This is a genomic window from Faecalimicrobium sp. JNUCC 81 (genome assembly GCF_053667625.1).
This window is the reverse complement of the sequence record NZ_CM132203.1, coordinates 1,102,120-1,114,437: the sequence shown is the minus strand read 5'-3', so window position 1 is coordinate 1,114,437 and position 12,318 is coordinate 1,102,120. Positions and strand designations below refer to the sequence as shown.

Annotated in this window: 15 protein-coding genes; 3 read left to right on the top strand and 12 right to left on the bottom strand. The window is 27.6% G+C overall.

Annotated features, from left to right (window positions below; genetic code table 11):
• Positions 1–8 precede the first annotated feature (8 nt).
• Positions 9–785, bottom strand: a complete 777-nt coding sequence (locus tag JNUCC81_RS05600; protein ID WP_454095683.1) for a nitroreductase family protein — start codon at positions 783–785, stop codon at positions 9–11.
• Positions 786–1,063: 278 nt separating this feature from the next.
• On the opposite strand from JNUCC81_RS05600, the gene JNUCC81_RS05595 reads away from it, so the two are divergent.
• Positions 1,064–1,933 carry a PhzF family phenazine biosynthesis protein gene (locus JNUCC81_RS05595; protein ID WP_454095682.1) on the top strand — a complete coding sequence of 290 codons (870 nt, stop codon included), beginning with the start codon at positions 1,064–1,066 and terminating at the stop codon, positions 1,931–1,933.
• A gap of 91 nt (positions 1,934–2,024) precedes the next feature.
• On the opposite strand, the gene JNUCC81_RS05590 is transcribed toward JNUCC81_RS05595, so the two are convergent.
• The 5 genes from JNUCC81_RS05590 to JNUCC81_RS05570 form a co-directional block, all read right to left on the bottom strand.
• Positions 2,025–2,429: a hypothetical protein gene (locus tag JNUCC81_RS05590; RefSeq protein WP_454095681.1), complete on the bottom strand. Its 405-nt coding sequence runs from the start codon at positions 2,427–2,429 to the stop codon at positions 2,025–2,027.
• Positions 2,430–2,438: 9 nt separating this feature from the next.
• A complete protein-coding gene (locus JNUCC81_RS05585) occupies positions 2,439–3,035 on the bottom strand; it encodes a TetR/AcrR family transcriptional regulator (protein WP_454095680.1) in 597 nt (198 codons plus the stop codon).
• A 102-nt stretch (positions 3,036–3,137) separates the two neighbouring features.
• Positions 3,138–4,418: an MFS transporter gene (locus tag JNUCC81_RS05580; RefSeq protein WP_454095679.1), complete on the bottom strand. Its 1,281-nt coding sequence runs from the start codon at positions 4,416–4,418 to the stop codon at positions 3,138–3,140.
• 133 nt (positions 4,419–4,551) lie between these two features.
• Positions 4,552–5,025, bottom strand: a complete 474-nt coding sequence (locus JNUCC81_RS05575) for a MarR family transcriptional regulator (protein WP_454095678.1) — start codon at positions 5,023–5,025, stop codon at positions 4,552–4,554.
• Positions 5,018–5,563 (bottom strand): RrF2 family transcriptional regulator, encoded by a 546-nt coding sequence (locus JNUCC81_RS05570; RefSeq protein ID WP_454095677.1) that lies wholly within the window; start codon positions 5,561–5,563, stop codon positions 5,018–5,020. The genes JNUCC81_RS05575 and JNUCC81_RS05570 overlap by 8 nt, the downstream gene beginning before the upstream one ends.
• Positions 5,564–5,823: 260 nt before the next feature.
• Between JNUCC81_RS05570 and JNUCC81_RS05565 the strand changes: the two genes are divergently transcribed.
• Together JNUCC81_RS05565 and JNUCC81_RS05560 are read left to right on the top strand one after the other, a co-directional pair.
• A complete protein-coding gene (locus JNUCC81_RS05565) occupies positions 5,824–6,195 on the top strand; it encodes a pyridoxamine 5'-phosphate oxidase family protein (RefSeq protein ID WP_208332249.1) in 372 nt (123 codons plus the stop codon).
• A gap of 12 nt (positions 6,196–6,207) precedes the next feature.
• Positions 6,208–6,384, top strand: coding sequence for an ATP-binding protein (locus JNUCC81_RS05560; protein WP_208332248.1), 177 nt, complete (start codon positions 6,208–6,210; stop codon positions 6,382–6,384).
• Between the two features lie 122 nt (positions 6,385–6,506).
• On the opposite strand, the gene JNUCC81_RS05555 is transcribed toward JNUCC81_RS05560, so the two are convergent.
• From JNUCC81_RS05555 to JNUCC81_RS05530, 6 genes are all read right to left on the bottom strand, one after another.
• Positions 6,507–8,036, bottom strand: coding sequence for a hypothetical protein (locus JNUCC81_RS05555; RefSeq protein ID WP_454095676.1), 1,530 nt, complete (start codon positions 8,034–8,036; stop codon positions 6,507–6,509).
• Between the two features lie 82 nt (positions 8,037–8,118).
• Positions 8,119–8,496 (bottom strand): nitroreductase family protein, encoded by a 378-nt coding sequence (locus JNUCC81_RS05550; RefSeq protein ID WP_454095675.1) that lies wholly within the window; start codon positions 8,494–8,496, stop codon positions 8,119–8,121.
• A 128-nt stretch (positions 8,497–8,624) separates the two neighbouring features.
• Positions 8,625–9,326: a pirin family protein gene (locus JNUCC81_RS05545; protein WP_454095674.1), complete on the bottom strand. Its 702-nt coding sequence runs from the start codon at positions 9,324–9,326 to the stop codon at positions 8,625–8,627.
• Positions 9,327–9,564: 238 nt separating this feature from the next.
• Entirely contained in the window at positions 9,565–9,873 is a 309-nt protein-coding gene (locus JNUCC81_RS05540; protein WP_454095673.1) for a winged helix-turn-helix transcriptional regulator, read from the bottom strand.
• Between the two features lie 184 nt (positions 9,874–10,057).
• Positions 10,058–10,690, bottom strand: coding sequence for a cysteine hydrolase (locus tag JNUCC81_RS05535; RefSeq protein ID WP_454095672.1), 633 nt, complete (start codon positions 10,688–10,690; stop codon positions 10,058–10,060).
• Positions 10,691–10,840: 150 nt separating this feature from the next.
• Positions 10,841–12,250 carry a VanZ family protein gene (locus JNUCC81_RS05530; RefSeq protein WP_454095671.1) on the bottom strand — a complete coding sequence of 470 codons (1,410 nt, stop codon included), beginning with the start codon at positions 12,248–12,250 and terminating at the stop codon, positions 10,841–10,843.
• Between the last annotated feature and the right edge of the window lie 68 nt (positions 12,251–12,318).

Here is a 12,318-nt window from a genome sequence, read left to right as displayed (position 1 = left end):
CTTAACATTTATAAATATCTGACATTCGCAGTCTCTTTTTGTGCAGTACGTCTGTATTTCACATCTGGGTATCCAAGAACTAGAGTTGTCAACACATAACCCTTTGATTTTAGATTTAAAAGTTTTCGTAATTTTGGTGAATTATTTACTACACTTGTAAAAAATCCACTATATAGTACACCTAGTCCAAAAGACTCTGCCATTAATGACATATTTGATGCTGCAAGTGAACCACTAATCTTATCTTTCGTTACTACTATTATTGCAATAGGTGCCTTTTTGAAAAAGAAATTATCATCAATCGTAACTTCTTTTGCATCTTTCATCCAAAGACTTACGATTGGTTTTATTCTTCTAAAAAATTTTACTGCAATTTCTTCATACTTACTTTTATCCTCACCTAAAACAATGTATGATACATCTTGTGCATTTTTAGCACTAGGTGTAAACCTACCTGCCTCAATAATTTGTTCTATAATTTCTGAAGGTACTTCTTTATTTTTAAACTTACGTATTGTTCTTCTTGACTTAATTGCCATTAACAATTCATTTGGATCTAAAGTAGTCTGTTTTGTAAATTCAATCGGCGGTTCATCAAATCCTGTCATTGTAATAGCCTTTGTGGGACAAATAGCTACACAATGCCCACACTTTATACAATCTTGATTTTTTATTACTGATTTTTTATCTTTAATAACTATATTATTTACTGGGCAATCATTTTTACAAAGACCACATCCAATACAAATGTCTTTATTAACTTCAATTATGTGTTGTTCTTTCATAATCTATTCATCTACCTTTCGCTTATTGGTTTAAACCATTATAGCATGTATATATTTTTTATTTTCATTGGTAAAGAATTTGTTTACCATTAAATTTTTAACGCATTTTAATAACATACAAATTAAAGTTAAAGTTATTAGACTGATAGTTACATTACTTAATCACCAATCAATAATTTATGATTCTTTATTACTAGGAGGATTTTCTTGTTAAATGTTAAATTACTTTATAACTTATAAAAACTATAAAGTTCATGAAGGGAGATAGATTTAGTATTATGAAAATAAAAGCTTTTACATTAAACTCATTTGCAAAATCCATTGAAGGAGGAAATCCTGCCGCGGTTGTGTTTAATGCTGATTCTCTATTGGAAAATGATATGAGAAATATTTCAGGTATAATTGGTTTTAGTGAGACTGCCTATGTAATGAAGTCAGACATTGCAGACTTTAAGGTAAGATTTTTTACCCCTACTGAAGAAGTAGACCTTTGCGGACACGCTACAGTAGGAGTTTATTATTTATTATTGAGTCTAGGTCAAATAAAGCCCGGTATATATACACAGGAAACTAAGGCAGGAATTTTAAATATAGAAATAAAAGAAGATATGTCAATCATAATGAATCAGAATCTTCCAACCTTTTACGAAACAATCTGTAAAGAAGAAATTGCAGATTCTTTGAATATTACTCTATCTGAAATAGAAGAAAATTTACCAGTTCAAATAGTATCTACCGGTCTAAGAGACATCATCGTTCCTATCAAAAATTTAGAAATATTAACAGGGATAAAACCAGATTTTGAAAAGGTAGAAGAGATTAGCAAAAAATATAATTCTGTTGGTTATCATATCTTTACACTAGAGACAGTTAATGGTTCAGATGCTCACTGCAGAAATTTTGCACCTCTTTACGGAATACCAGAAGAGTCTGCAACTGGTACATCTAACGGAGCTCTTGCATGTTATCTGTTTAAATATGATAAAATCAATCCTAACAATACTGAGTATATAGTTATTGAACAAGGTTATTCAATGAAAAAACCTTCAGAAATAATTGTTTCCTTGGCAGTTCAAAATAAAGAGATTGTTGAGGTGCTGGTAGGTGGAAAAGCATTAAATATATCTGAAATTGAAGTTGAAATATAACTGCATCGTTTATTAATAAAAAACCGTATCACTTATTTGTGATACGGTTTTACATACTTTACTCTATACAGCACACTTTCCATAGTTTTATCTATATCGCAATCCTAAGCACGCATACTAATAATATAAATGCTATTATACTCATTACATATTTTTCAAAATATGTTCCCAAAAGTTGCATTATGATACTAACTACAAGCAGTATAACCATAATCCACAATACAATATGTACTATACTAAATAATATACTTGGTATGCTAACAGTAATGATTTCACTTGCAACAAGTAATAATACTATTGATATTGTTAATACTATTATTCCTAATATAGATTGTTTTCTTTGAGATTCATAGGATGTACTTTTTCCTCCATTTATCCATGTATAAGGTAATATTTTTAATATAATCAGTCCATGAACTATAATAATTAATACTAACATAGTAACCGCTAAATATCCTGCTACCTCAACGCTAATACCTTTTATTAAATCTAGCAAATTTTTCACCTACCTATCTTTTAATAAAATTCTATCCAACCAATTTTGATCTATATTTTTATTTTGTTTACTATTTATATTCATAAGGGCTAATGTATGAACAACACTCCAATAATAGTCAGCTAATTTATAAGCATCTCCATTAACGACACGACCTTCACTTTGGCCTTGTAAAATAATATTTTCTAGTATTTTTGTAGGCGCATTTTCATAAGATTTTGTAAATACATTATCAATAGTACCTTCTTCTATCATTCTTATATTTAGTACAAATGAGTATGCTGTAATAGTCTTATTTTCAATTTCTTTAATAATACTCTCTGAAATTAACTTTATTTTACTTTCTGCATCTATATGTACCTTCGCTAAGTTCTCAAATCCACTTTCATTTTGTAATTTAAGCTTCTTTAGTATTTCTAGAAATAACTCTTCTTTAGAAGTAAAATAATTATATAGTGTTCCTTGACCAATCCCTATAGACTTTGCTAATTGACTAATTTTAGTACCTGCATAACCATTTTTTGCAAAGTAAATAATAGCACCTTCTATAATTTTTTTGTTCATTTTCTCTCTTATTTCTTCACATTGTCTTTTTGTCTTAGGCATGTATATCTCCTTTTATGAATGAATTTTTGTTCATTTATAAATCATAGTGTAATATACTTAACTACTTTTATCAATTATTTTCACTCTAAATCTTAAATAATTTTAAAATATATTAGAATTTGCTTTTTCTTCCATACGACCATCAATTTCATAGAATATATGACGAGTAAAAATACTAATTATCATCATTATAAATCCTGCTACATAAAATGGAATATACATGCGGTTTCCTATTTTGTCAAATACAACACCATAAATAAACTGACCAAGGGGATTTGTGCACATGCAGATGCACATAACACATGAAATTACTTTTCCAGTTAAATTTTTTGGTGTTAAAATTTGTTGATATGTCATTATTTGAATAGAAAATAATGTGGAAAATATCAGTAATAAAACACCTCCAAGTACTAGTGCAATATAAATTTTTATTGGATCTTTTAGTAGTTGTAACGCGATGCCTCCTATTAATACAGATAATGAACATCCTATTAGAAGCAATGGACTTGTTTTTAATTTCAATTTCTTTGAAAATACTCCTGCAAGCAAACCTCCTAATATACTACCAAAAGCCATTACTCCTTGTGCGTATCCGTAAAGTCTATTAGCTTTGTTAGGTTCAAATCCTAAGTGCTGTGTAATTAAGACTGGTAATCCAACTAAAATTAAAGTAGTTAGTAATAAATTTACACAGGCAAATACTAAAGACATTTTCAATAAAACAGGTTTCTCCTTAAACATAAATGTAAAGCTTTCTTTTAAATCATTAAAGCCTGTAGCTAGTAGGTTACCTTTTGCTTTCTCTCTTTCAAATGGAATATTAATAAACATTTCCATTAGTGCTGAAAGAAAAAAACAAGCTATACTCACATATAGTATCGGTGTTAATCCCACAATTGAATATAGTATGCCACCAATTACTGGTCCAATCATATTTCCCAAAGAGTTAATTATATCAACAATTGAATTTCCTTTCATTATATACTCTTTATCTAGCAAAGCAGGTATGCTTGACTTAACTGCTGGTTGATAGGCACCTTGTATGCCATATAAAATAATCAGTGTAATCGCCATTAGTAAAACAATATCCATTTTACCTGTTAGCAAATAAAACATAAAAATCAGTATTGCCGTACTAAAATCTAGAATTACCATGATGTTTCTTTTGTTGAAACGGTCTGCAATTATACCTCCTATAGGGAAGAGTAAAATCATAGGTATAAAGGAAGATGCCATAATGCTACCAAATAATACAGACGAACCTGTTTTATTTAGTAAATAAAGTGGAAGTGCATATCTTAATATTTGATTGCCAAATAGGGAAATAATCTGCCCTACTGCAACAAGTAAAAAATCTTTTGATAATATTGTCTTTTTATTCATAGTTAGTGTTTCTCCTTTTTAATTTTTGTTTCCTTGGAAACATATCAATCGTATCACCATTTTGTTTCCTTGTCAACAAAATATCAATAATAAAAAATGCAGCCTTCTTTTCAATTAAGTTAGGCTGCATTTTTTATTTGGATTTAACATCCTCACGCACTTTCTTTATTTCTGTATCTAAATGGTTACTATAGATTTTTATAAAGCTAAATATACTTTCATATTGTTCATCAGTTACTTGATCAAATATTGCTTTATCACGTTCTTCAAATTCTTTGTGCAGTTTCTCGTGCACTTTGTTAACTTCTTTTCCTTTTTCAGTCAGTCTAAAATATATTTCCTTTTTATTATCTGGCTTTTGGTAACTTTCCATTAGTCCATTATTTATAAGTTTCTTGATTATTTTACTTATGCCACCTCTTGTCATATAAAAAGCATCTGCAAGCTTTGTCACATTTGAATCTGTATTTTTTTCAATATATTCCATGCAATGAATTTCAGAAGACTTATATCCTTTGAGTGCCTCTTCCATCTTAAGTCTATTAAGCCAATCCATCTTGCTATACAAATCTCTAAAACCCTCTTTTAGTTGTTCTTCTTTATTCATGGCCTATCCTCCCACCTTTTGGTGTATTTATAATATTATTTTTTGTATTTTTAAACCATTCGATTGTTGCTTGTTCCATTTCTTTTGGAAGTATCTTGTTATACACTTGATTATATAGCCATTCTAATGTCTTATTACTTAAATATTTTTTCATTTCATTTTCAGCTTCTGACATTACTACCTTTATTAAGCAAGGGCACTTAGTATGTGTATCTGGTAAATTATCCTTATCTAGTAATATATTATTTTGTCTTATCTCTGCACATTGAAAGAATGGTTCGCTTCCCTCTACAGCTTCTACGACATCCCAAAATGTTATCTTATCTGCACTACGGGCTAATGCATATCCTCCCTTTACTCCTGATACAGATTTTACTATTCCAGCTTTACTTAATCTTGCATATACCTTTGACAAATAGCTTTCTGATATACCTTGAAATGTTGCTAAATCTCTAATTCCAATTGATTTGCCTTCTTCTAAATTAACCATATATAGTAAACAATGTAGTGCATATTCTACTCCTACTGAAAATTTCATTTAATTTTACGCTCCTAAAAAAAATAATACCTTTATCATACATTATTATTAAATTTGATTCAAGATACCTTACTTGTATTCAACTTAAAATAAGATTTTTATCAACGGGCAAAACCGTTTGAGCCACGTGTGGTCAAACTACTTGAGCGACATGAGCAAAGCGAACTTTTTATTGACACATTAAAAAAATTATTATATTATAATTCCAGACAATATTTATCGACGATAATATTTATCTATAATTCAAGGAGGAATATAAAATGTTTACAGAAAAATTTTTAGAGGTTTTAAATAATGAAGGAGTTGTTTCTATTGTTACTTGTGCAAATAATGAGGCTCATGTATCAAATACGTGGAATAGCTATCTAGTTATTGTAGAAGAAAATAAAATATTAATTCCAGCTGCTGCAATGATAAACACAGAGAATAATATAAATATTAATCCTAATGTTAAATTAACGCTAGGTAGCCACGAAGTAATGGGCTATAGATATATGGGAACTGGATTTTTACTTGAGGGAACTGCTAAATTCTTAAAAGATGGGGATAACTTTAAAATGATGAGAGATAAATTTCCTTTCTTAACAAGAGTATTAGAAGTTACAGTTAACTCTTGTAAACAGACTTTATAAAGGGAGTATACTATGCCTAGAATAATTGATAAATTTAATTGTGTAGCTTGTGGAACCTGTGAAAGAGTATGTATAGTCGGATGTATAGCACAATTAGAAGATAAAAAAAGAATAATAAATTCATCAGCTTGTGTTGATTGTGGAGCATGTGAACTTTCTTGTCCTAAAAAGTGCATATCTCAAAACTAGTTGAAATAATGTAAATGAATGAAAATAATAAAAAAGAACAGCACTTTTTATCCTATACTGTTCTTTTTATTATTTATATTCTAAAATCATTATACCTTACTTATGATAAGATTAACTATTATTTATTCTATAAGTTTAAGATACTTAATATCTACTATTTCATCCTTGTTATAATAAGGCTCTGTACCATTAAAGTATTGCTTTCTTTGCATTCTAACTACAAAAGTTCCTCTACTAGATGAATAAACTCTACTCTCTATTCCATAACCTTCATTAACTAACAACCTCTCTTCCTTTGCATCTGAAGGTAACACTAAACTTATTAAATACATTGCACTTTTCCTTTGAAGAGTTATATTATTATCGTAGCTATCATAAGAATATGGATATAAAATTTGACCATACCTTTTTTCATCTACTATTTGTCTCTTAACCATTCCTTCATAATGTTCAAATGTATTGAATGTAGATTCTACATAGTACTCCTCAGGATGAAAAATCTCATAATCAAGCTTATCTTTTTTAGTATTTTCATATAAATCTAAAATTTCTTGTCCTGTTAATACTATATCTGGATTATCCATATATTCTATATCATTTTTATATTCAGTATCTTCGTATGTAGCATTGTTATATTCATGCTCGTTTGTATGCACTGTAAAAGTTTTTATAAATATACCTATTATAATTACCAAAAATGCAAATAATGAAAAATAGGTACCTTTAAGACTTTTCTTTGGCATATTAATAAAATTATTTATCATTATACATCTTTTACTAAACACTCCATATACCACTTCTACCGTGTCCATTTCACATATATTAAATAGTTCTTCTATTCTAAATTCCATCTCTGTTTTATTTTCATAGTCTGTAACAACTATTATATAGTATCTATTTCCTTTATTACTACATCTTTTAACTGATGTACATACTCCTTTAGTACTTGTATAAAGGCTAAATAAATTTTCTATTACCGCGGCAATATTAAATAATAAAATATATCCCATTAAAAGCCTTATTAAAATCGAATCTGGCATCATAAAAACTATTGCAAAAACAATTGTTGGTATATACTTAAGTATATTCATATATCTATAATTTAAATTTATTTTTACATATCCATTAAACTTACATTTTTTTCTCCATTTATAAGTATCTTTATAGATATCTTCATTATTTATTTCTTTAAACCATCGAAGTTGCCTATTGTATAAATAAGATTTTAAATATCCTTCTTTTGCATAGAGAATAAGTACGCTATCTATTATTAGAAATATACTTGTAAATAATATGTCTATATTATTAGAAGCTAAGGTTATATATGTTCCAAACCCAATGGTTAACACTACTATTATCTTATATATAATTAACTTTTTGTGAATTTTATTTTTTATATTTTCATCTTCATATATTATTATTTTATCAGTATCCGATTTTATAATATAAAAAGTAATCGAGTAAAAAATAATAAAGAATAAGGTACTACCTACACCTACTGGTGATTCAAAATTTATTTTTTCAAATATGTGTGTTATAGGGTTGTTATCTTTAAATAATCCTATTTGTACTGCTTTATTTATAATTGATATAAAAAGTGGTACATATATAAAATATGACATCCCTAAAGCAGAACGAAATTTTTCTTTCATGATCCCCCTCCATCTTCCTTATTTTATAGCCTTTATTGAGTTGTATCAAATAAATTATATAAAATATTTGTTTTTGATTTTCTTAATACATCCATTGTGTAACTTCTTGTAGTGATTTTCGTGGATATGGGGATTGGTTTGGATACCCTATTGCTACTGCTGCTACAAGTTCTTCTTTACAGTTTAACCACGAGCATATTTCATTATTACAATAAAAAATATCACAAATCCAAAGAGTACCTAATCCAAAATTATGTGCCCCTAATATCATATTTTGTATAGCAGCACCTATTGATTGAGTATCAGTAAGTAATCTATGGTGGTTATAGTCTTCTTCAAAATTAGAAAATGCATTAAATACTAAAACTACCGCAGATGCTTCATTAATTGAATTGGTACTTAAATCTAAACTTCCAATAGACTTATTCTGTTTCTTATATAAATTTGATACATTACTCATAATTTATGTCTTTTATTTGCATTATTATATAAAATATCATCTTATGATAACATACTTTTAATGAAAGAACCGCATCACTTATTTGTGATACGGTTATTTGTAAGTCCTTAAATAAATCTATTTTAATATTAATCTTGTTTATTCATTTCTAAAATTAAAATATGAGAAGTTTCTTTTGCTTTAATTAAAATATCTTCCTCAACTATTTCCATTGCATCTCTTTCATTTAATTCAATTTTATTAATTGATGAATTTCCTTCTATTTGAACTAGATAAGCTTGTCTTTTTTCATTAACTTTAAAATCAATTTCTTTTCCTTTTTCAAGTTCTAAAAAGTAAATATTCATATCCTGGTTTATTTTTATTGGTGCATCTTTATCTTCTCCTGAGACAATATGAAGCCATTTATTTTGTCTATCATTCCAATTAAATTTATAATCTCCATAGTCAGGTTTATATCCTTGTTTATCAGGTAAAATCCATATTTGTAAAAGTCTTAATGTATCTTTTCCAAAGTTATACTCACTATGATAAACCCCTGTTCCCGCACTCATGTACTGAACATGCCCACGACTTATAGTATTTTTATTACCCATACTATCTTCATGAGTAAGTTCACCATTAACAACATATGATACTATTTCCATATCTCTATGAGGATGAGTTCCAAATCCAGTATTAGGTTGAATTAAATCATCATTTATAACTCTTAAAACTCCAAAATTCATATTATTTGGATTATAATACTCTGCAAATGAAAAGTGAAATTTACTTTCTAACCATCCAAGATTACTACTTCCCATATTTTTACTATCTATTTTTCTTAACATTTTATAACACTCCTTTTTAATATATTTTAAATTTAAACTATCCATATATACTTCAATAAAATTATTTATATCCTTACATATTTTCATTAAAACTAAATTTTATAGTTACTTACTTTTAGTTACTAACTTTAAAATTATTATCACATGCTAATCATAATTAGTCAATAGTTTTTTAATAAATAAAAAGAACCCCCTAAATCAATAGAAGATTCTTTTTATTTATTTTATATTATTTTATTTAATTCCATTTTTCCGCCCAGTTTTGAATTTCATTCATAACAGCTTCAAGTTCTTGTCCTTTTTCTGTAAGTTCATATTCTATACGTACAGGTGTTTCTGGATAAACTTTTCTAATAACAATTCCTTCGCTTTCTAATTCTTTAAATCTTTCTGTTAACATACGAGCACTCATATTTGGTATTGCATCTGCTATATCAGAAAAACGCTTTTGTCCGCTTAGCAATGTTCTTATAATTAATCCAGTCCATCTCTTTCCTAATAATTCAAAGGCATTTTCAAACTTTGGACACATATGGTATTTTTCCATATCCAATCACCACCTGCCTACATTCTAACATACTTACTAAAAAAAAGTAAGCAGGTTGTTATTTTTAACCTATACTTAGAAGCTTATCTACATTTATACGTTAATTATATAATGTTATTTAACGCTCTAGATACTTTATCTTAATAATGAAAAGCTATACCAAATCAATGATATAGCTTTTTTATTATACTAATTTACTTATAACATCTTTTGTTGTAAGTGATCCACTTGATAGCATATCAAAGTTTACTTCAGCTGCTTTATAAGCATCCATTCCTGGTGCAGCAGTAGCATCTTTTGCTATATAAACTTCAAAACCTTGTTCAACTAAATCACGCATATGTGATTCGATACAAATATTTGAGTTCATTCCTCCTAGTATTACCTTGTCAATTTTTTGTTTTCTTAATTGTAGTACTAAATCATTTGTTTGAGGTCCAAATATTTTATGTGGACTTGCTATTACAGTTTCTCCATCCTCTATATATGGTTTAAATGAATCATATATATCTGCTCTTGAATCTTTTTCAACTGCATCTGATGGACCTTTTCTTTCAAACATTTTCATACCATGCATCATATTTTCACCATTTGTACCAAATTGCCACTTGTGATCATGTGGATAGTAATAATGTGGTGATACAAATACTTTATATCCTTTTGCCTTTGAAGCTTTAAGTAGAGACTCTATATTTTCTATAGTATTATTATTTTCTAAAACATCCTTTGCTAATGAGTATCCAGCTCCCATTTCATGTAAAAATTCATTTTGTGGATCTACAAGTACTAATGCTGTGTCTTTGTTATCAAAATTCATATAACCAACTCCCTAAATTATTTAATGTATTTTTTCTTTATTTATCTTAAATACATAATAATCCTTAAATAAATAAGCTACAATTAGGCACTTTTAAGTAACTTATTTTTATAAATCTTAAATTTTTATAAAAGATTGTTTTATTTGTAACTATTTTATTGATTCTATATTAGGATTCCACTCACTAGTTTGACCACTTGGATAAGTAATGTTTCCTTTAATATTCCATGTAGGAATTAAGTATCCTGTCTCTTCTTGTACATAGTAAGAAGGTCTAATATCATTAATATATGCTGTTCCCATAGTATCCCCAACACCAACATCTTTTGCAACTTCAACTGCCTTTTCTGGTTTTATTATATCTACCTCTTTATAATATTTTCCTTGTACTCGTCTATCACTTATTCCAAATAATTTCCCATCTTCACCTATCTCAACAACTACTTCACCTACAGATTTTATTTTACTATTTTTCTCTTCTATAGGTTCAAATATTAAATGCAAGTTATCATCACCATAATCAGTTCCAAGCTTTACATATTTTAATTTATTTGTATCAATTTCAAATTTATCTAAATATGTTTTTGCTAATTTAGTAGCATTTTCTTCGTTTGGTAGTTTTCTTTTATTTACTTTATTTGCAACTCCATAGGTTATGTTCCAGGTATTATCTTTATATACATAGATAGATTTGCTATCATCTTCACTGTATACCATTGTGTTATCTTCAATTTTATCAAATTTATAGTTTTTAAATCCTGAGTTTTTAATTATTCTTTTTCCTACTTCTTCTTGGCTTTCAGTAAAATAAATCTTATAAACTACTGACTTTGTATCTGATGTACTTATATTCTTATTAAGTACAATCTTCTCCGGCATTAAATGTCCATAATATACATGTCCAAATTCACTTTGAGACTCTATGATATTTATTACTACAAAAGGGCTAAATGTTATTAGTAAAATAGCTATCGAAATAACAACTTTTAATTTGTAATTAGAGATTTTAAATGTATCATCACCTTTCTTTTTATTAAATAAGTAACGCATACCATAATAAAAAATATAAATTGCAAACCCTAATAATCCCCCAATTGTATTTGCAATAATATCATCTATATCTGCACTTCTACCTGTTAATAATTGTATAAGTTCTGTAACAAAAGTTAGTCCAAAAGATACTATAAATACAGGTAAATATCTATCAAAACGTTTTGGAAATACAATAGGTAATAAAATCCCTAAAGGTATACACATTAATACATTTAACCATATTTGGCTTATCATACCTCCATTAACTGTTCCATATTTAGCAGATATATAAAATGGATGTAGTGGTTTTAAATTTAATCCACTCCCTAAACCTCCATTAAAATCCATTATCTGTGTAACGTATATAAACATTACGAAAAAACCTATTAATGCAAACTCTGATAATGCCTTTGTTCTATTGCGACCTTTAATATTAATATTTTTTATTTTGCAAATTATAATATAAATTATAGCTGTTATTAGTAGTGACAATGGAAAAATTTGAAATGCCATTAGTATATACTTCATTTTTTATCTCCTCCTTTAATTTTATAAATTCTATATGTTTATTTTATTAAAGAAGTCTTACTTTAAAA

What these genes read in the sequence shown, in the direction of transcription:
- JNUCC81_RS05600 (WP_454095683.1), bottom strand. Translation starts at nt 785, where the DNA reads ATGAAAGAACAACACATAATTGAAGTTAATAAAGACATTTGTATTGGA.
- JNUCC81_RS05595 (WP_454095682.1), top strand. Translation starts at nt 1,064, where the DNA reads ATGAAAATAAAAGCTTTTACATTAAACTCATTTGCAAAATCCATTGAA.
- JNUCC81_RS05585 (WP_454095680.1), bottom strand. Translation starts at nt 3,035, where the DNA reads ATGCCTAAGACAAAAAGACAATGTGAAGAAATAAGAGAGAAAATGAAC.
- JNUCC81_RS05580 (WP_454095679.1), bottom strand. Translation starts at nt 4,418, where the DNA reads ATGAATAAAAAGACAATATTATCAAAAGATTTTTTACTTGTTGCAGTA.
- JNUCC81_RS05575 (WP_454095678.1), bottom strand. Translation starts at nt 5,025, where the DNA reads ATGAATAAAGAAGAACAACTAAAAGAGGGTTTTAGAGATTTGTATAGC.
- JNUCC81_RS05570 (WP_454095677.1), bottom strand. Translation starts at nt 5,563, where the DNA reads ATGAAATTTTCAGTAGGAGTAGAATATGCACTACATTGTTTACTATAT.
- JNUCC81_RS05565 (WP_208332249.1), top strand. Translation starts at nt 5,824, where the DNA reads ATGTTTACAGAAAAATTTTTAGAGGTTTTAAATAATGAAGGAGTTGTT.
- JNUCC81_RS05560 (WP_208332248.1), top strand. Translation starts at nt 6,208, where the DNA reads ATGCCTAGAATAATTGATAAATTTAATTGTGTAGCTTGTGGAACCTGT.
- JNUCC81_RS05555 (WP_454095676.1), bottom strand. Translation starts at nt 8,036, where the DNA reads ATGAAAGAAAAATTTCGTTCTGCTTTAGGGATGTCATATTTTATATAT.
- JNUCC81_RS05550 (WP_454095675.1), bottom strand. Translation starts at nt 8,496, where the DNA reads ATGAGTAATGTATCAAATTTATATAAGAAACAGAATAAGTCTATTGGA.
- JNUCC81_RS05545 (WP_454095674.1), bottom strand. Translation starts at nt 9,326, where the DNA reads ATGTTAAGAAAAATAGATAGTAAAAATATGGGAAGTAGTAATCTTGGA.
- JNUCC81_RS05540 (WP_454095673.1), bottom strand. Translation starts at nt 9,873, where the DNA reads ATGGAAAAATACCATATGTGTCCAAAGTTTGAAAATGCCTTTGAATTA.
- JNUCC81_RS05535 (WP_454095672.1), bottom strand. Translation starts at nt 10,690, where the DNA reads ATGAATTTTGATAACAAAGACACAGCATTAGTACTTGTAGATCCACAA.
- JNUCC81_RS05530 (WP_454095671.1), bottom strand. Translation starts at nt 12,250, where the DNA reads ATGAAGTATATACTAATGGCATTTCAAATTTTTCCATTGTCACTACTA.